The organism is Magnetococcales bacterium, from assembly GCA_015231755.1.
Classification (GTDB): domain Bacteria; phylum Pseudomonadota; class Magnetococcia; order Magnetococcales; family Magnetaquicoccaceae; genus Magnetaquiglobus.
Genome location: JADGAZ010000016.1, coordinates 96,152 through 116,856, shown reverse-complemented (window position 1 = coordinate 116,856; position 20,705 = coordinate 96,152). Strand labels below are relative to the sequence as shown.

Genomic DNA, 20,705 nt, shown 5'->3' with positions numbered 1-20,705 from the left:
GGGCATACAGAATCAGGTTCCGGTTCATGATCGCTCCGTGCCGTCGTGAAAAGCGTGTCTCAAAAAGAAAGTCAGTCTGCCATCTCCAGCAACTGACGCGCCGCATCGGCCAACAATCCGGATCGGGTCATATGTCGGGTCGTGGCATGCCTGTCGATTCGATTCAGCAAATGTTTGGGAATGGTGATGTTGACGCGAATGGGCTGATACGTTTCCCGGATATCATCCACCGCGATCATGGCCCAAATCCACCCGGCGAACTCAAGGTTGGTCATGTGCTGTTCAATCGATTTGACTGCCGGGAATTCGATGCCTTCCTCGATCATGCCTTCCAAATGCATCAAAATGGCCTCTCTGGCTTTCACCAACACCTCTTCCATGGTATCGCCAGCAGAAAAACAACCGGGAAGATCCGGAACCACCACACCGAATGCGTGGTGCTGGTCTCCGGGTTCGATGGCGATTGGAAAGGTGAGGCTCATTTCAAACCTGCCTGTTTGAGGATCGCATGCAGTGTTCCGGGGGGAAGATCCTTTTGCGGATGCGGGACTGTGACCAAACCCGATCGGGATGGATGTTTAAACTGGTGGTGACTCTCTGCCACCCGGACCCGTTGCCATCCATCCTTTTCAAGAATCCTGATCAGGTCTGTGGTGTTCATGAGATGTCATCATACACACGGATACACATCTTTTCAAACCCATTCTCACCCAAAAGCATGGAAAACAACAGGAGGCATCTGCTCTGTTTCTCAACACATCATGCTCAAAGATTAATCACCCATTCCAAACACTGTCTACCCCCTATCGCTTTCCTGTCAACCTCATACCCCCACACCATCCCATGGCATGATTGTGGCATTCCTGATCCATGGGATCAGCGGGATGCGTCCAAGGCTGATCAACTGTGGAGAGGTCCGACGGGAGCGTTGCCGGAATGAAAACCGTTTATGCCATTCGCCATGTGATGTTCGAGGATCTGGGCAGCTTCGCCGAACTGACACGGGGGCGGGGTTACCAGATCCGGTATGTTGAAGCGGGCATCGAGGATCTGACGCGCATCGATCCTCTGCTGCCGGATCTGCTGGTGGTGCTGGGGGGACCGATCGGGGTGTATGAAGAAGAAACCTATCCCTTCATCACCGCTGAACTGGCATTGCTGAAAAAACGCCTCGCGGCGGACCGACCCACCCTGGGTATCTGTCTGGGTGCCCAGATGATGGCCAAGGCACTGGGGGCCAGGGTCTATCCCGGACCCGTCAAGGAGATCGGCTGGCAACCCCTGACCATCACCCCGGAAGGCCAAAGCTCATCCCTGCGTCATCTGGCGGCGGACAAAACCTCCATGCTTCACTGGCACGGGGACACCTTCGATCTGCCCCATGGAGCCACGCTGCTGGCCTCTTCGGCCAACTACGCCCATCAAGCCTTCCGCTGGGGCGAACACGCCCTGGCGTTTCAGTGCCATCCGGAAATCCAGGGGGCGCGGCTGGAATCCTGGTTGATCGGCAACACCATCGAATTGAACAAGAATGGCATCTCCATTCCCCGACTGCGGGAGGAAACCCGACAACTCGCTCCGGCCCTGGAAGTCCAGGGGGGATTGTGTCTGGGGGAGTGGCTGGACGGACTGCCTGCATAACACAAACCGGCCTGTCGCCTCCACCCCTTACAAATGAAACTGGTGCAACTCCTCGTTGAGCACCGACGCGATCTCTTCCGCCACCTTGGCCCGTTGCGTGACCGTGGTGCTGATCAGCCGCATCCGTTCCGCCGAGGTAAGAATCTCTTCCATATGGCCCGACAGATCACCGGCCCGCTGCATGGTGCCATCCACGGCAGTACCGATCACCTCCCCATGGGCCGAGGTCTTCTCCACCGAGCGGGTCATGCCGTCCACCCCTTGCGAAGCGGCGGAGACATTGCGGGTCACCTCGTCGATACCCAAAGAGATTTCCTGCACGCTGCGGCTCACCTCTTCCACCTCACGGGTGATCTCCCCCACCAGCCGCGAAACCGATTCCGTCTCCCCGGCGGCGGCGTCCATGGAGCCGGAAATCTCGTTGACCGTGCGGGACTGTTCCACCATGGCATCCAGAATCTCGCCATTGACCTCGCGGATGCGATGCACCCGATGATTCACCCCTTCCATGGCCCGGTTGACCTGCTCCATGTGGTCCTGGATCTGATCGATGCGGCCATGAATCTCTCCGGTGGCGTGGGCGGTCTGACGGGCCAACTCCTTGACTTCGTTGGCCACCACCGCGAATCCCTTGCCCGACTCCCCCGCCCCCGCCGCCTCGATGGCCGCGTTCAAGGCGAGCATGTTGGTCTGCTCGGCAATGCTTTGGATCAAGCCCACCACGGTGCTCACCTCCCGCACCGAATCCACCAGACGCACCATCACCTCGCCATTGGCCTCCACAGCCATACGGGCCTCCTCGGAGACGGTCGCGGCCTCGGAACAGCGCTCCCGCACGCCGGCCAAAGAGGTGTTCATGGCATCCACGGACAAGGCCACCTGCACCATGTTCTCGCTGGAGCGCTCCGAGGCCCCGAGCACGCCGCTCATGCCATTCGACAAGGCCCCCGCCGACGAGGCCACAGTCCCGAGACTGGCGCTGGCCTGCTCCGCCGCAGCCGAGATGGTGCCCATGTTGTCGTTGATCTCCTGGGCCGAACACAGCACCTCGTTCATGTAGCCGGCCATGGCCCGCACCGCCCCATCCACGCCGGACATATCCGCGTTCAACTGACTGCCGAAATTCAGCCCCGTTTCTCCTTTCAGCCGCAGTTCTCCGGCCCCCCGGGTCAACTCTTCGGCCACGCGGTTGAGTTCCGCCGCGCTGCCGGTCAATTGACCCGCATGCGCCACGATCCCGGTGAGCAAACCCCGCAATTGCCGCACCATGGTCTCCATGGCGCCAAACAGCACCCCGAATTCATCCTTGCGCCCCTGATCCAGGGCCACGGTCAGATCGCCACGGGCCAGCCGTTCCGTCACGGCCACCACCTGTTTCACCGGCACCAGCACCACCAGCCGGATCATGGCGAACAGTCCGACGCTGGCCCCGAGGCTCAACAGCACAATCAGCAAAATCTTGTTGCGGGTTGCGGCGCGGGACTCGGCCAAAAGCGCGCTGACATCATTGAGCACCAACACCGCGCCGATCTCCTGACCGCTGAAATCCCGCAAGGGAAAGCTCGACGCGAGCCAATATTTGCCCTGAACCTCGATGGTTTCGTTGCGTTTGGCTGACGCGGCCAGCACCGGCAGAGAACGAATCTCCGGATCGGAAAAATCATAATAGATCATGTCGTTGACCACCACATCCGCCTTTTCGTCCGCGAAACGTTTGGCAGCCCGGAACACCGACTCCCGAATGCCGATGGCGAACTCCAGTCCCGTGGTCTTGCGGGCGGCGGCGAAAATGTCGGTCAGACTGCCTCCCAACTCCACGGAACCGATGGGCTCGGACTTGTGGAACACCGGATAGACCACCCGCAATCCCGGTCCACCCCGCCCCACCTCCAGCCCCACCACCGGCTTGCGGGTCTGATTGGCAACAATAACAGTTTTCCTGAAGGCCGAAAGATCATCCCCGAACTGTTCCGGCTTGTGGGCACGCAAGAAACTGGTGGCCGGGGGCAGATGGAACTGGAACTGATCGATCTTGTATTGGGGTTCGAGTCGCTGCTTGTAAAACGGAGTGGTCAATTTCGCCAAGGCGTCCCGGTCCCGGGACGCGAAGGCGGAGACCAGTTCCCGACTGTTCAGCAGGGCCTCCATGGCCATGGAAAGATCCACACCACGGTTATCGATCTGATGGGTGACGATATCGCCAAAAACCCGGGCACTCTCTTCGGCCTTGCGGGTCAGGGCGGCGTCCGCCTCTCGGTGCCCCAGATAACTCAAGATGCCGCCCATCAACAGCATCGACACCAGAATCACCCACATGATCTTGAATCGCAAACCATGCTGCCACTGCATTGCACTCGCCCCCTTCGGTCTTCACGTCGCCCCGGGATCCGACGTGTCAAAAAACACTCGAAAACCTATGCATTCTCCACTGAATGAAAAAATCATGCCGTCCTGGGCATGACAACCGAGCACAGGCATCAGAAAAAGACACGGCGATCCCGCAAATTGGCCAATCCAGCCAATCCGGAGATTTGCGCAAAATGCTTTCAAGTCGTGCAGATCCCACCCGAATGGCTTCATGAAACCAAGCCATCGGGGTGGGATCCATGCGTGACGAATCAAGATCGGGGAATACCGACTCGCAAGAATGGAGTCGAATCTTCAAGAGGACTATTGTGATACCTTTTCAGGTATTGGGCAAGGTTTCAAACAAGCGAAAACGGTGATCCAAAAACCATTCCGTCGCCTCCTCGGCGCGCATGGCATAATGGATGCGTATCTCTTCGATGGCGGCCTGACGCCGTTTGTACTCCACTTCCGTGATGCGACCCGCCGACCAGTCGGCCCGATCCCCCAGGGCCAGGATTTTCAAACGGGTGAACACCGCCCCATTGCCCGAAGGCACCGCCCAGACCTCCTGCAGGGCGTCGAAAGCGGTCTGATAGGCCTCTTCCGGCACCTCCGGCGGGGGAGGAGCAGGCTTGAGGCGATCGATAAAGGCTTCATCGTTGGCGGTTTCGCGCGTCTTGCGCACGCCACGCAAGACGTGATCATCATAGCTCACCCAGGTATCGGGCATGGGACCGGGGTGTTTGCCCACCGGATGGACGATCCGTGTTTTGGGCTTGCGCACGCCATCCACCAGATATTCTTCCAGGGAGATCCAGCCATCCAGTTTGGGATCTTTTTTCATGGGAACAGTCTCCTCGACTCCTCCAGGGGTCCACGGGATACATGGAACTCTTTTCGTCTGAAAAGCCGGAGAAGTTGAGGTGTTCCTGGAAAAATTCCGTGGATGCGCGGGAGGGGATCCCTGCATCCACGGCCCAAAAAGGATTCAAGAAGCGCTGGGAGGGGGCAGAAGGGTGCCTACCGCCTTTTGCAGACTTTCGGCCTGCAACGGGGTCAACTCCAGGGAGATGGGACGATCCGGCAACGTGACAATGACGGTTTTCTTCTCCTGATAGACCCGCAACACACGGGCCTTGTCCCCCTGTCCCAGGGTGATGGTCACCAAAGGGGTGCCATCGGTCTTGAGGGGTACCCCCCGATAGGCATCCCGCAACAACATCTCCTCGATGCTGCCCCATTCGTCCCGGGGCCACTGGCCCGACTTCTTCTCGGCACTGAGGGTTTTGCCCTCGGACTCCAACCGCAGGGTATCGAAATCGCTCTTGGACTCCACCGGTCGCATGGCCACCAGTTCCAAGGCGCTCTTGTCCAACTCCTCGACCAGATATTTCGGCAACATCATCCAGTCCGGCTCACCCGCTCGCGAGGCCAACAACGTCTCCCCCACCCGCCAGATGGTGAAAGTCTCGTTGTCACCCTTGGACGGGGTCAACTCCACGGTCCAGGCCCCTTCCCCCTCGGGCTTGTCCTTCTGAAAGGCGGTACCCTGGGAACCGGTCAGGGCAAAAATCCAGGCGTTGATCCGATTGGCGTCCGCCCGATCCTTCAAGGGGGCTTCCAGATTCCACACCCCCTCCTGCTCCCGCACCAGCCGGATCGACTCCCCGGTCTGTTTCTTCAACACGATCCGGGTCAAATCCGTCGATTCGGTGCGGGCCAGTCGCTTGTCCCGCAGATCGTTGACCGGTTGCATCACCTTGGCCAGATCGTTGTTGGCCATCAGCACCACCGGCCCCTTTTCTCCCAGACTCGCATAACGCTTCTGGGGATTGGCGGGAGTGGTGCTCCCCACCAGCAACACGGTGGAAGCACCTTTGTCATCCTTCACCAGCAGCCGGGCCGCCGGAGCGGTCAAACCAAAAGGGGCCGGATCCGTGAGGCTATCCACGGCTTTTTTTTCATAGTTCCGGCCCAACACCTCCAGCATGCCCTTGACCGCCTCGCCGTTGGTACGCAGCCTGGAAGGTCCGGTGATGGCCCACCGATCCCCTTCCCGGGTCAGGGTAACGCTCTGGCCGGCACCGTCCCGGAACTCCGCGGAGGTGGCCCCGTCGGCCCGCAGCGTGCTGACCGAGCGGGAAAGCTTGTCCGCCTCGTCGCGGGCCGACTCCCGGGCATCCAGGGTCCACAGCCCGCCGGCGGCTGCGGCCATGATCGCCGCCAGAATCAGATTGTTTCTCCATCCCTTGGACATGTGGTGATCCTCCCTTGATTAGCGCCGCCGTCTTTTCAACCAGATGGTCGCTCCGATCCCCACCAGCAACACCGGAATCAACACCACCAGTCCCCAGAAGAGCAACACCGCATCCGCCCCCGGCAGATTGAGTCCCCCGTCCTGCACCTCCTTGGGCTTGATGGCGATGAAATTCTCATCCTCGGCCAGCCAGCGGGCCATGTTGAGAAACAAATCCGCGTTGCCCAACGCCCCCACATAGGCGTCGGCGAGAAAATTGGAGTTGGCGGTCACCACCAGCCGTTGCTTGCCGGATTCCACCGCGACGCCGATCACGATGGGTCCCTTGCGATCTTGTTCCGGATTGAACTCCACCTGACCGCTGGCCAGATCCCCGGTCTCCAGCCAACCCCGCGCCGCCCCTTCCAGCAAACGGATGCGCTGCTCCTTGCTGTCGGCGGGAGGGGTCTCCAGATCGATGCCGCCGCTGTCGGGAAAGATGGTGGCGGCACTCATTCCCTTGGTGATGGGGTGTTGCACCGTATAACGACTGATCAGCGGCGTGGAGGCCGATCCCCCGATCATCTGGGCCGCCGGATCCAGGGTGACCCCTTTCAAGAAGGTGACGCCATGCTCCTTGAGCATCGCCTCCAGTCCGGCATCGCTCCCCGGTCCCTGCATGACCAGCAGACGGCCTCCGGCATCCAGCCAGGTTTTCAGCCGTTGCCGCTCGATGTCGAGCAGGGGCTTGCGGGGACCGGCCAGCACGATCACCGAGGTATTCTCCGGCACCTTCTCGGCTTCCGCCAGATTGATCCCCTCCACCCCATAGCCTTCACCCTTGAGCAGGGCCTTGGCCTGGGTATAAGCAAAACGATCCTTGCCACCGCCCCCATCCGGGGTTTCGTCCAGAGGGTGTTCGCCATGACCGCTGACAAAACGGATGGTCTTGGCGCTGCCCTTGGACAGACGGATCAAACCATTGGTGACTGCCTCTTCGCTGGCTTCGGTGATTTTTTCGGTCTTCTCCCCGGCCCGCAGAATCACGGTGCCATAGACCGCCACCTCGGCCTGACGGGCCGCGGCGGGATCCAGATCCGGATCCACGTAGCGGATGGTCATCGAGGGGTTGATCACCTGATATTTTTCCATCAAATCCTGGATCTGTTGGCGTCGATCGCCCCGCTCCTGGATATAGACGGTCATGGTCAGCCCTTCGGGGAAGGCCTTGACCGCCTTGACCGACTGTTCCGCCAGGGTGTGCCGACCCCCTTTGGTCCAGTCCCAACGCACTTGATAACGGTGACTGGCGTAAGCCGCCAGGGCAAGCAGAATCGTCAGGATCAGGCCCATGACGAAGTTCTGCGACCGGATGTTCAAACGGGTAGAACGGTCCATCTTCATCGTCGTCTTTATCCTTGCAAAGTCGTCGCTTAACCTTGAACCCGATCGGCCAGCAACCGCTGCCGGGCAAACAGCAGTCCGGCGGCGGAAAGCAGCAGGAAATAACTCAGATCCGCGCTGCTGATCACGCCCGAAAGGAAGTTCTGGTAATGGTTCATGAGCGAGAAATAGGCGAGCATCTTGTCCACCGTCCCGCCACTGGCGTTCCCCATCCACGAAAGAATCCACAGCATGAGCAGCACACCGAAGGAGACCACCGCCGCCACATTGGGATGCTCCGTGGCGCTGGAAGCGGCCAGTCCCACCGCACCGAAGGCCGCGGCGGTGAGAAACAGCCCCAGCAGTCCGGCAAGGAACTGCCCGGTATCCGGATTGCCATAGGCATACAGGGTCAAGGGAGGCAGGGCCAACAGCCCGACGGCAATGGCCAGGAAAAGCAGCAGACCCAGATATTTGCCCAAGATAATCCCGGTGGGGGAGATGGGAGAGCAGGCCAAAGCGGGCCAGGTGCCCTGACGTTTCTCCTCGGCGATCAGACGCATGGACAGCAAAGGCATGAGCAGCAACAGCAACACCGCCGCGTTGCCAAGCATGGGCGCGATGGTGCGTTCGGTCAAAGGCAGACCGCCCCGCATGCCGTAGGTCTGATACTCCAGCATCTGGATTTGATAACTGAGCACCCCAGCGTTGAACATATAGGCGCAGATGGCGAACAAAACCGCCAAAAGGGTCCAGGCCAACGGGGAATAAAACATGCCCCGCAGTTCCCGCAAGGCGATGGTGACGATGGCTCTCATGGGGACACCTCCTCGCCCTCTTCCGGGCGCTCCTCACGGGTGGTCAATTGCAGGAAGATCTCCTCCAGGGAGCCACCCGCCTGGGACAATTCACGCAGATCCCATCCCGACGAGGCGGAAAGCCGCACCAGTTCCGGCACCGGATCCGCCTCCGGAGCCGCGGTGATCAGCCAGCCATCCTCCCGTGGCGTGACACCGGCCACACCGGCAATCCGTCGCAGCAGGTCGGCAGCGGGGGGATTTTTCCAGCGCAGAAAGTGAACGCTGTTGCCCTGGGCGCGATTTTCCAGGGCGTCGAGGGTGTCGTCGGCCACGATGCGCCCCTGATGGATCACCGCCACCCGCTGACAGGTCATGCGCACCTCCGGCAGGATGTGGGTGGAAAGCAGCACCGAATGTTCCCCTCCCAACTCCCGGATCAAGGCGCGGATCTCCCGGATCTGGATGGGATCCAACCCCACGGTGGGTTCGTCGAGCACCACCACATCCGGACCATGGACAATGGCCTGAGCGATGCCGGCGCGCTGCTTGTACCCCTTGGACAAATTGCGCAGCAGTCGATCGCTCACCGCCGTCAGGCCGCAACGCTCCATGGCCCGGTCCACCGCGACCCGGAGTTTCTGCCCCGGCACCCGGCGCAGGGTGGCCAGATAGGAGAGATACTCCCGCACGGTCATTTCGCCATAGATGGGGGGATTTTCCGGCAGAAAACCGATGCGGGCACGGGCCTCCACCGGATTTTCCAGCACATCCACGCCGGCCACGGCCACGCTCCCCTCCGAAGGAGCCAGCAGACCGCTCAGGATGCGCATGGTGGTGGTTTTCCCGGCCCCGTTGGGTCCGAGAAAGCCCATCACCTCGCCGCGACGCACTTCAAGGTCGATGTGGTCCAGGGCCTTGACGCCGCCAAACAGCCGGGTCACCCCGGACAGGTGGATCATGGTTTCCGTCATTGCTGTTTTCTTTACCTCGTTCGTGGAACGGTTAAGAGGGTTCGAGAGGGATCCAGAACCGAGCCATGAGTGCATATAGGCATGTCCTGGTCATGCGCAAGAGGGATGAAAAAAAATGTCAGGCACCAGCGGCATGCATATAATGCAGGCTTGGGTGTGCAAAAAATAATCAAAATGCTGAAAAAATAAGCATCAGCTAAAAAAGCCGCAAAAAAATATCCAGAAAAAATACCCCATTATCAATACAATAATCCACATTCCCCATCCTGGAACAAAGCTTGCGAAAATGGCGCTATTCCGTGTATGCGGAATCGAGCCCCTTACCATTCAACAAAGAAATCGATCAAAGGCAACATTATGGTGTTTTCTTTCACACTCGCGGCATTGTTGATTCTCCCCACCATCGGATGGGCGGAGACCACTGTCATGCTCAACGCGGCCAACACCGGTTGGCTGCTTACCGCCACCGCCCTGGTGCTGTTCATGACCCTGCCGGGTCTGGCCCTCTTTTATGGCGGGCTGGTGCGCACCAAAAACGTGCTGTCGATCTTCATGCAATGTTTTGCCATCACCTGTGTAGTCTCCCTGCTGTGGCTTGTCTATGGCTATGCGCTGGCTTTTGGCGATGGGGGCGGATTGAACGCCTGGATCGGCGGACTGGACAAGGGATTCTTGCGGGGCATCGCCACCGAGACCCTCAAGGGGGATGTCCCGGAAACGGTCTTTTCCATGTTCCAACTCACCTTCGCCATCATCACCCCGGCTCTGGTGGTGGGCGGATTCGCCGAACGGATGCGCTTTTCGGCCATTCTGTGGTTCACGGTGCTGTGGCTCACCCTGGTCTATCTGCCCTTGTGCCACTGGGTGTGGGGCGGAGGATGGCTGGCGACCATGGGATTCATGGACTTTGCGGGTGGATCGGTGGTACATATCAACGCAGGCATCGCCGCCCTGGTCGCCGCCCTGATGCTGGGCAAACGACGCGGCTTTCCGACCAGCATGATGCCTCCCCACAACATGACCATGGTCTTCACCGGCGCGGCCATGCTGTGGGTGGGATGGTTCGGCTTCAACGCCGGCAGCGCCCTGGGCGCCAACGGCTCGGCGGGCATGACCATGCTGGCCACCCATATGGGAGCCGCCGCCGGATCCATCTCCTGGATGATCGTGGAATGGATGCGACACGGCAAAGCCAGCGTATTGGGCATTGTCACCGGCATGGTGGCCGGTTTGGGAACCGTCACCCCCGCTTCGGGCTACATCGGCCCCATGGGGGGCATGATCATCGGCGCCATCGCCGGCGTGGTGTGCTACTTCGCCACCCAACTGGTCAAACGCAAACTCCAGATCGATGACTCCCTGGATGTCTCGCCGGTCCACGGCGTGGGCGGAATCCTGGGAACCCTCCTCACCGGCGTGTTCGCCTCCACGTCGCTGGGGGGAGTCGGCTATCCCCCGGGAGTCACCATGGCCTCCCAGGTGTGGATCCAATGCATCGGCGCCGTCGCCACCCTGCTTTGGAGCGGCGTGCTGACCGTGGTCATACTCAAAGCGATTGACGCCGTCGTCGGCCTGCGGGTCTCACGGGATGAAGAGACCGAAGGACTGGACTTGGTCCTGCACGACGAAAGAGGCTATAATCTGGATTGACGCCTCACAGGTTCGCTGGTCTTAACGTATTCTTGAATCGGTTTCATTATACATCCACCCCCCTTTTGAAAGGTCCAAACCGTTATGTCAGATCAAGACGCGATTCGTAATGCCCTGGCCATGATCGAAACCAACGATGTCCGTTTCGTTGATTTCCGTTTCACCGATTTTCATGGCAAATGGCAACACATCTCCACCCCCGCCAAAATGGTCACCGAAGAAGTGTTTGAAAACGGCTTCGGCTTCGACGGCTCCTCCATCGCCGGTTGGTGCGAAATCAACCAGTCGGACATGGTCTACAAGCCGGATGCCGCCACCGCCGTGCTGGATCCCTTCACGGATGTCCCCACCCTGATCCTGATCTGCGACGTGGTCGATCCCTTCACGGGCGAAGGCTACAGCCGTGATCCCCGCGCCGTGGCCAAACGAGCCGCCGCCTACCTCAAATATACCGGCATCGGCGATACCGCCTATCTGGGGCCCGAAGCCGAATTCTTCATCTTCGACTCCGTGCGCTACACCTCCCGCATCAACAAGGTGTCGGTGGAGATCGACTCCATCGAAGGCGCCTGGAACACCGATACCGAGTACGAAGAAGGCAACTCCGGCCATCGTCCCGGCATCAAGGGTGGTTACTTCCCGGTTCCCCCGGTGGACTCCTACCAGGACATGCGTTCCGAAATGTGCATGCTCATGGAAGAAATGGGTCTCACCATTGAGTTCCATCACCATGAAGTGGCCACCGCCGGTCAGTGCGAAATCGACATGCGCTTCTCGGATCTGGTCTCCATGGGTGACAACATCCAGAAATACAAATATGTGGTCCACAACGTGGCCCATCAGCAAGGCAAGACGGTCACCTTCATGCCCAAACCCATGAGCGGCGACAACGGTTCCGGCATGCATGTCCACATGTCCATCTGGAAAGACGGCAAGCCCCTGTTCGCCGGCAACCAGTATGCCGATATGTCGGAAATGGCCCTGCACTTCATCGGCGGCATCAAGAAACACGCCCGCGCCCTGAACGCCTTCACCAATCCCTCCACCAACTCCTACAAGCGCCTGATCCCGGGCTTCGAGGCGCCGGTGCTGTTGGCCCACTCGGCCCGCAACCGTTCCGCCAGCATCCGTATCCCGGCGGCCACCAATCCCAAGGCCAAGCGTTGCGAAATCCGCTTCCCCGATCCTTCGGCCAACCCCTATCTGGCCTTCGCAGCCCTGCTGATGGCCGGTCTGGACGGCATCGAGAACAAGATCGATCCGGGCGCCCCCATGGACAAAAACCTCTATGACCTGCCACCGGAAGAACTCAAGCACATCCCGACCGTCTGCGGCTCGCTGCGCGAAGCCCTCGACGCTCTGGACAAAAACCGCGACTTCCTCAAAAAAGGCGACGTGTTCAGCGACGACTTGATCGATGCCTGGATCAACCTCAAGATGCAGGATGTCTACAGAGTCGAGCACACCCCGCATCCGGTGGAATTCTCGATGTATTACAGCGTCTGACCTTTCTTTCCGGTCAAACGAAGTGGCACCGGGCCGCCCCCATGGGGGCGGCTTTTTTTATATACACGGTTCCGACGCATAACCATGCTGGATTATCCGACCCGCTTTGCTGTAAAATAAGTATGACGTGGGAGCAATAGGCACCGCAGCCAAAAGTCGCGAGTCACAAAGGGAGAAAAACCGATGGGTGAGGCGCACAGGGAGGATGCAGCAGGGGCGTGGCTGGAGACGGCCATGAATCAAGCCCTGGAGGCCGACCGGCAGGCCGCCGAAACCATGGCCGCAAGCCGCAAACAGGCGGAAGAGATTCTGCTGCAGGCCCACCGCGTGGTGGCCGAAATCGAAACCCGCACGGACCGACGCCTGACCTCCCTCCAGAAGGGACAGGCCAAATCCTTGAAAAAACGCCTGGAGTCCATCAAACGCCATCAACAGCGGGCCGCCCCCTTTGAAGGGGATGCCCGGGGAACGGTAGTAGATCCCGTCGGGGCGGCCCAACGGCTCGCAGCCCGTCTGACTGGCGCCAAGTGAGCCTCTCCATGTCCTCTCCCCGGTTCGCAACCCTGCAAGCCCGTCTGCAAGCCCGTCACGGCCAACGCCTGGATCCGGCCCAATGGAACCGACTGGCTGCCGTGGTGGCGCTGGATCCCTTTTTGGCCCGCGCCCGTGAAACCACTCTGGGGGGATGGCTGGAAGGGGTGGATCCGAACGGGGATGTGCATCATCTGGAAGCGATGATGCGGGAACTGTTCATCCGGCAGGTGGCCCTGGTGGCGGGATTGACCCCCCGGGAGTGGCAACCGGCGGTACGCTGGGTGGCGACTCTGGCGGACATCTCCACCGCCCGGTATCGACATCTCCATGGGGCGGACCATCCCTGGATGACGCGCGTGGAAGGACTGGAACCTCTGGAAATACCCCCGACTGACCAAGACTCCCTGACCTGGTGGCTGGATCGCTGGAAAAAACTCTGGCCCCAGGATCCGGCGGCGAAAACCGTCCTGACCGCTCTGATCCGACTGGCCCACGCCACCCAGGAACGGTTTGCCACACTGGGGGAGAACGAAACCTCCCTGAGCGCTTGGTTTGAACTCCGGGGAACCCTGGAGTTGCGTTTCCGGCGGCATGCCATGGGACCGGGAGCCTTGTTCATTCACCTGTGGCTGATGGCCATGGATCTGCACCGCCTGCGGGGAGAGTTGTGCCGCAGACGGTTGTTCGCCCCGGAGAGTGGCCCATGATGATCGCCCGTCCCATGCCCGCCCGCTGGATGCGACTGGTGGCCATCGACGACGATCTGCCGGCGGCCCTCACCACCCTGGCCCGTCACGCACCGGTGGAACCGGAAGCGTTGTCCGGTGAATCCAAACCGGTCCTGACCCCGGAACTGGCCAGCCGTCTGCACCGTTTCGACGCCCTGGCCCAGGCTTTTCATGTATGGTGGCCCCGGCTGGATCCCGATTCCTCAGAGATCCCCACTCTTCCCGCCACCCCGCTGGAGACCCTCGATCAGGCCATGACGGCCCTCGAAGCATGGCAACACGAGGCCGAACCCCTGATCCAACGGGAACAGGCCTGCCGCGCCCGAGAGGCCGAATGGGTACTGCTGTCCGATCTGGCGCAGGCCGTGCCTCCCGGGCCTCTCGCCTGGGGAAATTTCGCCCGGGAGGAGCATGCCGCCCTGTGCATCCGGGGAGGAATGTTTCTCCTGCCACCGGACACCGCCGCCCTGAACCTGGAAACTCCCGGCGCCTTGCTCCGCTTGGTGAAAGGACGAGACCACGCCTTCGTTCTGGCGGTGGGGACCGAAACTTCTCTGGCCTCCTTGAACGATACCGTAAGCCGCCACGACGGCCGCCCCCTGACCCTGCCCCCGGAATTGGATCAGGCAGACCTGTCGAACGCGTCGTTTGCCGATGTGATCCGAAAGCGGCTGGTGGAGTGCCGCGCCGAGATCGGTTCGTTGCAAGAAGCGTTGCGCCAGACCGGGGAACGCCATCAGGTGGCCCGCTGGATCCGGGGAGTCCATCGGTTGCAATGGTTTTTCCAGGCCATCCGTTCGGTGGGAGCCGGACAGACCCTCTCCCAACTGGGAGGATGGGTCGCCCCGGGCATCGATGCCCAGGAACTCAATGGCCTTTTGCGACGCTCCGGGGTCCGGGCGCTGGCTTCGGTGTCGGATTCCGGGCCGGGAGCGCCCCCTTTGGTGCTGGTCAACCCCTGGTGGGCCCGACCATTCGAGATCTTTCCCAAATTGCTGGGCATGCCCAATCGCCACGAGGTGGATCCCAGCCGACTGCTGGCCTGGGTGGCGCCATTGCTGTTCGGCTACATGTTCGGGGATGTGGGTCAGGGGGCGGTGCTGTTCGGGATCGGATACGCGCTGCGGGACCAACAGGAAATCTCCTGGCTGTTGAAATCCGGCGGGATGTCGTCAATCTTTTTCGGACTGCTGTTCGGTTCCCTGTTCTGCTCGGAAGCGATCATTCCGGCGCTGTGGCTGCACCCCACCAGCCGACCCCTTGATGTGCTGGCCGTGCCCTTGCTGCTCGGAGTGGGGCTGATCCTGACCGGACTGGGATTCCATGGTCTGGGGGCCTACTGGCAAGGCCATGGGCGCAAATGGCTGCAACACGAAGCCGGTGTGATTTTGATTTATATCGGAGCATTGCTCGCCTTCTTCTCGCCAATCGGTTATCCTCTGGCAGTGTCGGGAGTGATCGCGTTTGTGGTGGGCAATGGTCTGGACGCCCCCCTCGCCCTCCCGGGCCGGCTGGCCCATCTGGTGGAAACCTTGTTGCAGCTTGGGGTCAACACCTTTTCCTTCGCCCGTGTCGGCGCCTTTGCCCTGGCCCACGCGGGACTTTCCCACGCGGTGATCACTCTGGCGGCCTTGACCGGTGGCGGTGTGTGGGGCGGAGTGGTATTGATTCTGGGCAATCTGCTGATCCTCGCCCTGGAGGGCATGGTGGTGTCGGTTCAGACAACCCGTTTGATTTTGTTTGAATTTTTTGTACGTTTTCTGGGTGGCGACGGACGGCCTTTCCGCCCCTTGCCGCCTCCGGAGTAACCCCAATGACGCAAAACCTTTGATAAGGAGCGGCCATGTCGCCACGCGCCAAGATCGCCTTTGCTTTGACCCTGTTCACCGCCTTGCTGGCCGTGGGAGCCAGCATCGCCCTGTTTGTGCCATCCGCCATCGCCAGTGGCGCCCCCACCGCTCCCCCGGCAGGACTCCCGATTGAACCGGGCATGGGATATCTGGCCGCGGCCCTGGCCACGGGCATTTCGGCCCTGGCGGCGGGTTTCGCCGTGGCCCACGTGGGCAGCGCCGCCATCGGCGCCATCACCGAAAAACCGGAACTGTTGGGACGCATGCTGATTCTGGTGGGACTGGCGGAAGGAATCGCCATTTACGGCCTGATCATCTCGATTCTCATCCTGAATCGATTGGGCTGATGCCTGCCCCGGTCTTCATCGGCGACGAAGTGAGCGCCGCTGGCTGGCGACTGGCCGGAGTCCGGGTGATCATCCCGGAACCGGGCCAAGAGGCGATAGCGGTCACCCGGGTGCTGGACGATAACAGGAGCGGACTGGCCCTGCTGGCCGCTCCGTGCGCCCGGCTGCTTCCCGCCACGCTGCTGGAGCGTTTTCTGACCTCGGTGATCCCCTTGACCCTGGTGGTCCCGGATGCCCGTGGTCTGGCGCAACCCCCGGATCTGGCGACACGGGTACGGGGCCGGTTGGGGATGAGCCCATGAAAACGATCCTGGACGACATGCTGGCCCTGATCGAGCAGAAACGGCTGACCGAACACGAACGGATCCTGCATCAGGCCCAAAACGAAGCCGCCATCCTGATCGCCGAGGCCCATCGCAAGGCCCGGGCACGGATGCGGGACATGGTGAACCGGGAACGCCACGTCATGGAACAGGCCTTGCGCCGCGCCCGCTCCCAAGAGGAAACCGAACGGCGCAACCACGCCCTGAGTGTGGACAATCGCCATCTGGAACAGGCCCGAAGCGCCTTGGATCAGGCTTTGCTGGAGCGTTGGCGCGAGCCGGAATCCCGTAAACTCTGGATCACCTCCACCGTGGAACGGGCCATGGCCTTTCTGCCTACCGGAGAGTGGGAAATCCACCATCCATCGGATCTGGATCCCTCCGAATGGCAAATGGTGGAAAAACGTCTGCTGGAAAGCGGTCTGCCCAAACCCCAGGCCGTGATGGATGCCTCATTGCAGGCGGGTATGCGTCTGGGTTGTCAGGGAGCCTGGGTCGATGGCAGCGCGGCCGGAGTGGTGGCCAATCGCCTGTCCATCGACGCCGGATTGTTGGCGTTGATGCACGCGGAAGGAGCGTCGTCATGAACAAAGCCGTGATACGGTGGATCAGTGGCCCGGTGTTGCGGGGAGCCACCCGCGACCCGTTTCGCATTCACGAAGCGGTCCAGGTGGGAAGCAAAGGGCTGCTCGGCGAAGTGATCCGCATGCAAGGGGATGAAATCACGGTTCAGCTCTTCGAGGACGGCACGGGATTGCGTCCGGGAGACCCGGTGGTGGGTCAGGGCATGCCCCTGTCGGTGCCCTTGGGTCCGGGACTGCTGGGACATATTTTCGATGGCCTGCTCCGTCCCCTGAGCGGCGAAGGCAGAGACTTTCTCCTCCCCGGACGGTTCGATCCCCCGGCGGGACGTTTTCTGTTCACCCCCCTGGTGGAACCGGGCAGAATCCTGAAAGGAGGCGATCCCTTCGCCACGGTGCGTCCCATAGACGGCGCCAGTGGTGAGCAGCTTTGTCTGATTCCCCCGGATCAGGGGGGAGAAGTGGTATCGATCGTGGCCCAGGGGGAACGGACCGACGTGGAAAGCGTCTGCCAACTGCGGGATGGCCAGGGTCAACGCATCGACATCGCCATGAGCCATCCCTGGCCGGTACGTCGTCCCCGACCCGTCGCGGAACGTCTGTCGGCTGGCCCGCCGTTGTTGACCGGACAGCGCATCCTCGACACCCTGTTTCCGGTGGCCCGGGGCGGCAAAGCCATGGTGCCCGGCGGATTCGGGACCGGAAAAACCGTGCTGCTGGAAACCATCGCCAAATGGTGCGACGCCGAGGTGATCATCTATCTGGGCTGCGGCGAACGGGGCAACGAAATGGCTGGGGTGCTGGATGAATTTCCCCATCTGGAGGATCCCCGCACCGGTCGCCCCCTCATGGAACGGATGGTGGTGATCGCCAACACTTCCAACATGCCGGTGGCCGCCCGTGAGGCGAGTGTCTACACCGGCATCACGGTGGGGGAGTATTTCCGGGATCAGGGATTGAAGGTGGCCCTGATGGCCGACTCCACCAGCCGTTGGGCCGAGGCGTTGCGGGAGGTTTCAGGCCGTCTCGGAGAGTTGCCCGGAGAGGCGGGCTATCCGGCCTATCTGAGCACCCGGCTGGCGGAGTTCTACGAACGGGCCGCACGGGTGATCACCCTGTCGGGCAAAAACGGTTCCCTGACGGTCATGGGGGCGGTCAGTCCCCCCTCCAGCGACTTTTCCGAGCCGGTCACGATCCAGACCAAACGCTATGTGCGCAACTTCTGGGCCTTGGACCGAAAACGGGCCCAGGCCCGTTTTTATCCGGCCATCGACCCCATCGCCTCCTACTCGGAAGACGCGGACACCCTGTCTTCCTGGTGGAGCCAGGAGGGTGCCCCCAACTGGGCCGAACACCGCCGTCGTTTTCTGACCCTGCTGGAAGAGCAGACCCGCCTGGAACGCATGGCCCGCATTCTCGGCAAGGACGCCCTGCCCCAGGCCCAACGGCTGACCCTGCTGTGCGCCGAACTGGTGAACGACGGGTTTTTGCGCCAATCGGCGTTTTCGGTCAAGGATCGCCACGCCTCTCCCCGCAAGCAGACCCGGATGATGGGGTTGTTGATCCGCTTCATGGATCGGGCCGAGGCGGCGGTGGCAGCCGGGATCGGGGTGGAACGGATCATCTCCTTGCCCATCACCCGTCGTCTGCAACGGATGGGAGAGGATATCGGAGACGAGGAACTGGAACGGTTCGACACCCTGGACGGGTTGCTGGAAACGGATTTCGGCTCCCTGGGCGGCACAAGCGGAGAGGAGAAACGACCATGACGGTCCACGCGGATCTCTATCTGACCGATGCGGTCACCCGCATCGAAGGGCCGTTGGTATTTGCGCGGCGTCAGGTGGAAGTGGGACTCAACGACGCCGTGGAGGTGATCGGCACCGATGGCCGTACCCGTCTGGGTCGGGTGGCGGCGTTGGACGACGACTTCATGACCATCGAAACCCTGGACACCACTTCCGGACTCTCCATGGCCGGAACCCGGATCCGCTTCATCGGCGAACCCATCACCTTCGCGTTGGGACCGGGCATTCTGGGTCGGGTGTTCGACGGGGTGGGTCGGGTGGCGGATGGCGGACCCCCGGTGGCCGCCCAGGTCAAAGCCCCCATCGACGGGGCGATCATCAACCCGTTGCGACGGGCCAAACCCGAGGATTTCATCGAAACCGGTATTTCCGGCATCGATGTGCTGGACAGTCTGGTGCGGGGACAGAAACTGCCGATCTTCTCCGGTGGCGGTCTGCCCCACAACCGGTTGGCGGTGGAAATCGCCCTGCACGCCCGGCTGCGCTCCACCAAGGAGGAGCCCTTCGCCATCGTGTTCGCCGGAATCGGGGTGCCCTTCGATCAGGCGGAACGGTTCCGTCACGCCCTCGAAGAGGGAGGCGCTCTGGGTCATACCGCGCTGTTTTTGAATCTGGCTTCCGACTCCAGCGCCCAACGGCTGCTGACTCCCCGTTTCGCCCTGACCGCCGCCGAATATCTGGCCTACCAGGAGGGACGCCATGTGCTGGTGATCATCACCGACATGACCAACTACTGCGAAGCGTTGCGAGAAGTGTCCGCCAGTCACGGCGAAATCCCGAGCCGCAAGGGCTATCCGGGCTACATGTATTCCGATCTGGCCACCCTGTACGAACGGGCCGGTCGCATCCGCGGGCGTCCCGGTTCCGTGACCCAGATTCCCATTCTCACCATGCCCGCCGACGACATCACCCATCCGATTCCCGATCTGACCGGCTACATCACCGAAGGCCAGATCACCCTGGATCGCAAACTGGACCGGGCCGGGATCCATCCGCCCATCGCCGTGCTGCCAAGCCTGTCGCGTCTGATGAAAGATGGCATCGGGGAAGGGTTCACCCATCCGGACCATCCGGCCCTGGCCAATCAGTTGTATGCCGCCTATGCCCGCACCATGGGGGTGCGTCTGCTGGCCGGCGTGGTGGGCGCGGAAGGATTGACCCCGACGGATCGACTGTTTCTGGAGTTCGGTCACCGGTTCGAGACCCGTTTCATCGCCCAACCGGATGGCCCCCGCACCCTGGAAGAGAGCATGGCGGTCGGATGGTCCTTGCTGAAGATTCTGCCGGACTCGGAGTTGTCCCGACTCTCCGACGATCAGATCCAACGCCATTTGCGTCAGGGAGGGGCCACCCCCTAACCGCCCATGGAGATCACCCCCACCCGCAGTGCGTTGCTGGAAAGCCGGGATGAACGTCTGGTCATGCGGGAAGGGTATCGTTTTCTCGACGAGAAACGCCTGTTGCTGGCCACGGAGATCATCCAGCAATTCACCCGCTATCGGGAGTTGTCGGAACGCTATCAGACCCAACACCATCACACCATGACCTCCCTGGCGGATGCCGTGGCCCTGCATGGACTGCATGACCTTCAAGTGACACCGGTTCAAGAGTTGACCGATGCCCGGGTGATCCGTCAGGAGCGGCTCTTTTTCGGGGTTGCCCTGGTGGACCAGGGATCACTGACGTTGGGAGACGCTCCCACCGAAGGGGGATCCTCTTCCGGGTTTCCTTCCCGGGAAAAGAAATCCTGTCAGCATTCCCACGCACAATTGTTGACTCTCGCGGTACAACTGGCCGCCCTTTCCGGCAATCTGCACCGTCTGCTCGCCGAATACCAACGCACCGAACGACGCGCCCGCGCCCTGGAAGACGTGATCCTCCCGGAACTGGACGCCGCCATCCACGAAATGGAAATCCGCCTGGAAGAGTTGGATCAGGAAGAGTCCGTGCGGGTACGATTGGCCAGATAATCAAAACACACTTTCTCGGTTGATTTGA

The 20,705-nt window shown here is 61.2% G+C and carries 20 protein-coding genes; 12 read left to right on the top strand and 8 right to left on the bottom strand.

From position 1 onward, the window contains the following. Positions 1 to 71: 71 nt before the first annotated feature. Both HQL98_11775 and HQL98_11770 read right to left on the bottom strand, forming a co-directional pair. Positions 72 to 482: a type II toxin-antitoxin system HicB family antitoxin gene (locus HQL98_11775; protein MBF0272729.1), complete on the bottom strand. Its 411-nt coding sequence runs from the start codon at positions 480 to 482 to the stop codon at positions 72 to 74. Further along, the gene (locus HQL98_11770; protein MBF0272728.1) at positions 479 to 661 is read right to left on the bottom strand and encodes a type II toxin-antitoxin system HicA family toxin; all 183 of its coding nucleotides are present in this window, start codon (positions 659 to 661) and stop codon (positions 479 to 481) included. The genes HQL98_11775 and HQL98_11770 overlap by 4 nt, the downstream gene beginning before the upstream one ends. Before the next feature lie 275 nt (positions 662 to 936). On the opposite strand from HQL98_11770, the gene HQL98_11765 reads away from it, so the two are divergent. After that, entirely contained in the window at positions 937 to 1,641 is a 705-nt protein-coding gene (locus HQL98_11765; protein ID MBF0272727.1) for a glutamine amidotransferase, read from the top strand. Positions 1,642 to 1,668: 27 nt separating this feature from the next. Here HQL98_11765 and HQL98_11760 read toward each other — a convergent pair whose 3' ends face one another. The 6 genes from HQL98_11760 to HQL98_11735 all read right to left on the bottom strand — a co-directional run bounded on the left by HQL98_11760 (position 1,669) and on the right by HQL98_11735 (position 9,380). Continuing rightward, positions 1,669 to 3,990: a methyl-accepting chemotaxis protein gene (locus HQL98_11760; GenBank protein MBF0272726.1), complete on the bottom strand. Its 2,322-nt coding sequence runs from the start codon at positions 3,988 to 3,990 to the stop codon at positions 1,669 to 1,671. Positions 3,991 to 4,327: 337 nt separating this feature from the next. Further along, a complete protein-coding gene (locus tag HQL98_11755) occupies positions 4,328 to 4,834 on the bottom strand; it encodes a hypothetical protein (protein MBF0272725.1) in 507 nt (168 codons plus the stop codon). Positions 4,835 to 4,978: 144 nt separating this feature from the next. Beyond that, positions 4,979 to 6,247, bottom strand: coding sequence for a DUF4340 domain-containing protein (locus HQL98_11750; protein ID MBF0272724.1), 1,269 nt, complete (start codon positions 6,245 to 6,247; stop codon positions 4,979 to 4,981). An 18-nt stretch (positions 6,248 to 6,265) separates the two neighbouring features. Next, positions 6,266 to 7,630, bottom strand: a complete 1,365-nt coding sequence (locus HQL98_11745; GenBank protein MBF0272723.1) for a GldG family protein — start codon at positions 7,628 to 7,630, stop codon at positions 6,266 to 6,268. Positions 7,631 to 7,659: 29 nt separating this feature from the next. After that, complete coding sequence (locus HQL98_11740) at positions 7,660 to 8,427, bottom strand: ABC transporter permease subunit (protein ID MBF0272722.1); 768 nt, start codon at positions 8,425 to 8,427, stop codon at positions 7,660 to 7,662. Beyond that, positions 8,424 to 9,380, bottom strand: coding sequence for an ATP-binding cassette domain-containing protein (locus tag HQL98_11735; protein MBF0272721.1), 957 nt, complete (start codon positions 9,378 to 9,380; stop codon positions 8,424 to 8,426). Before HQL98_11735 ends, HQL98_11740 begins: the two co-directional genes overlap by 4 nt. A 357-nt stretch (positions 9,381 to 9,737) precedes the next feature. Here HQL98_11735 and HQL98_11730 point away from each other — a divergent pair, with 357 nt between their 5' ends. From HQL98_11730 to HQL98_11680, 11 genes are all read left to right on the top strand, one after another. Then, complete coding sequence (locus HQL98_11730; protein ID MBF0272720.1) at positions 9,738 to 11,030, top strand: ammonium transporter; 1,293 nt, start codon at positions 9,738 to 9,740, stop codon at positions 11,028 to 11,030. Positions 11,031 to 11,114: 84 nt separating this feature from the next. Further along, positions 11,115 to 12,536, top strand: a complete 1,422-nt coding sequence (gene glnA, locus HQL98_11725; GenBank protein MBF0272719.1) for a type I glutamate--ammonia ligase — start codon at positions 11,115 to 11,117, stop codon at positions 12,534 to 12,536. 183 nt (positions 12,537 to 12,719) lie between these two features. Continuing rightward, complete coding sequence (locus HQL98_11720) at positions 12,720 to 13,067, top strand: hypothetical protein (protein ID MBF0272718.1); 348 nt, start codon at positions 12,720 to 12,722, stop codon at positions 13,065 to 13,067. A gap of 8 nt (positions 13,068 to 13,075) precedes the next feature. Beyond that, positions 13,076 to 13,777 carry a hypothetical protein gene (locus HQL98_11715; GenBank protein MBF0272717.1) on the top strand — a complete coding sequence of 234 codons (702 nt, stop codon included), beginning with the start codon at positions 13,076 to 13,078 and terminating at the stop codon, positions 13,775 to 13,777. Further along, positions 13,774 to 15,606, top strand: coding sequence for a hypothetical protein (locus HQL98_11710; protein MBF0272716.1), 1,833 nt, complete (start codon positions 13,774 to 13,776; stop codon positions 15,604 to 15,606). The genes HQL98_11715 and HQL98_11710 overlap by 4 nt, the downstream gene beginning before the upstream one ends. Positions 15,607 to 15,641: 35 nt before the next feature. After that, positions 15,642 to 15,995, top strand: coding sequence for a H+transporting two-sector ATPase C subunit (locus tag HQL98_11705; protein ID MBF0272715.1), 354 nt, complete (start codon positions 15,642 to 15,644; stop codon positions 15,993 to 15,995). Next, on the top strand, positions 15,995 to 16,297 hold the full coding sequence (locus HQL98_11700) for a V-type ATP synthase subunit F (GenBank protein ID MBF0272714.1): 303 nt from the start codon (positions 15,995 to 15,997) through the stop codon (positions 16,295 to 16,297). Before HQL98_11705 ends, HQL98_11700 begins: the two co-directional genes overlap by 1 nt. After that, positions 16,294 to 16,905 carry a hypothetical protein gene (locus HQL98_11695; GenBank protein ID MBF0272713.1) on the top strand — a complete coding sequence of 204 codons (612 nt, stop codon included), beginning with the start codon at positions 16,294 to 16,296 and terminating at the stop codon, positions 16,903 to 16,905. The genes HQL98_11700 and HQL98_11695 overlap by 4 nt, the downstream gene beginning before the upstream one ends. Beyond that, complete coding sequence (locus HQL98_11690; GenBank protein MBF0272712.1) at positions 16,902 to 18,668, top strand: V-type ATP synthase subunit A; 1,767 nt, start codon at positions 16,902 to 16,904, stop codon at positions 18,666 to 18,668. The genes HQL98_11695 and HQL98_11690 overlap by 4 nt, the downstream gene beginning before the upstream one ends. Then, complete coding sequence (locus HQL98_11685) at positions 18,665 to 20,065, top strand: V-type ATP synthase subunit B (GenBank protein MBF0272711.1); 1,401 nt, start codon at positions 18,665 to 18,667, stop codon at positions 20,063 to 20,065. Before HQL98_11690 ends, HQL98_11685 begins: the two co-directional genes overlap by 4 nt. A 6-nt stretch (positions 20,066 to 20,071) precedes the next feature. Beyond that, entirely contained in the window at positions 20,072 to 20,677 is a 606-nt protein-coding gene (locus tag HQL98_11680; GenBank protein MBF0272710.1) for a V-type ATP synthase subunit D, read from the top strand. The last annotated feature ends 28 nt before the right edge of the window (positions 20,678 to 20,705 follow it).

Bases quoted from the DNA above. Each gene is read 5' to 3' on its own strand.
- HQL98_11720 (MBF0272718.1), top strand. From the start codon at position 12,720: ATGGGTGAGGCGCACAGGGAGGATGCAGCAGGGGCGTGGCTGGAGACG.
- HQL98_11745 (MBF0272723.1), bottom strand. From the start codon at position 7,630: ATGAAGATGGACCGTTCTACCCGTTTGAACATCCGGTCGCAGAACTTC.
- HQL98_11705 (MBF0272715.1), top strand. From the start codon at position 15,642: ATGTCGCCACGCGCCAAGATCGCCTTTGCTTTGACCCTGTTCACCGCC.
- HQL98_11775 (MBF0272729.1), bottom strand. From the start codon at position 482: ATGAGCCTCACCTTTCCAATCGCCATCGAACCCGGAGACCAGCACCAC.
- HQL98_11730 (MBF0272720.1), top strand. From the start codon at position 9,738: ATGGTGTTTTCTTTCACACTCGCGGCATTGTTGATTCTCCCCACCATC.
- HQL98_11740 (MBF0272722.1), bottom strand. From the start codon at position 8,427: ATGAGAGCCATCGTCACCATCGCCTTGCGGGAACTGCGGGGCATGTTT.
- HQL98_11755 (MBF0272725.1), bottom strand. From the start codon at position 4,834: ATGAAAAAAGATCCCAAACTGGATGGCTGGATCTCCCTGGAAGAATAT.
- HQL98_11700 (MBF0272714.1), top strand. From the start codon at position 15,995: ATGCCTGCCCCGGTCTTCATCGGCGACGAAGTGAGCGCCGCTGGCTGG.
- HQL98_11680 (MBF0272710.1), top strand. From the start codon at position 20,072: ATGGAGATCACCCCCACCCGCAGTGCGTTGCTGGAAAGCCGGGATGAA.
- HQL98_11750 (MBF0272724.1), bottom strand. From the start codon at position 6,247: ATGTCCAAGGGATGGAGAAACAATCTGATTCTGGCGGCGATCATGGCC.
- HQL98_11735 (MBF0272721.1), bottom strand. From the start codon at position 9,380: ATGACGGAAACCATGATCCACCTGTCCGGGGTGACCCGGCTGTTTGGC.
- HQL98_11690 (MBF0272712.1), top strand. From the start codon at position 16,902: ATGAACAAAGCCGTGATACGGTGGATCAGTGGCCCGGTGTTGCGGGGA.
- glnA (MBF0272719.1), top strand. From the start codon at position 11,115: ATGTCAGATCAAGACGCGATTCGTAATGCCCTGGCCATGATCGAAACC.
- HQL98_11695 (MBF0272713.1), top strand. From the start codon at position 16,294: ATGAAAACGATCCTGGACGACATGCTGGCCCTGATCGAGCAGAAACGG.
- HQL98_11760 (MBF0272726.1), bottom strand. From the start codon at position 3,990: ATGCAGTGGCAGCATGGTTTGCGATTCAAGATCATGTGGGTGATTCTG.
- HQL98_11685 (MBF0272711.1), top strand. From the start codon at position 18,665: ATGACGGTCCACGCGGATCTCTATCTGACCGATGCGGTCACCCGCATC.
- HQL98_11770 (MBF0272728.1), bottom strand. From the start codon at position 661: ATGAACACCACAGACCTGATCAGGATTCTTGAAAAGGATGGATGGCAA.
- HQL98_11715 (MBF0272717.1), top strand. From the start codon at position 13,076: ATGTCCTCTCCCCGGTTCGCAACCCTGCAAGCCCGTCTGCAAGCCCGT.
- HQL98_11710 (MBF0272716.1), top strand. From the start codon at position 13,774: ATGATGATCGCCCGTCCCATGCCCGCCCGCTGGATGCGACTGGTGGCC.
- HQL98_11765 (MBF0272727.1), top strand. From the start codon at position 937: ATGAAAACCGTTTATGCCATTCGCCATGTGATGTTCGAGGATCTGGGC.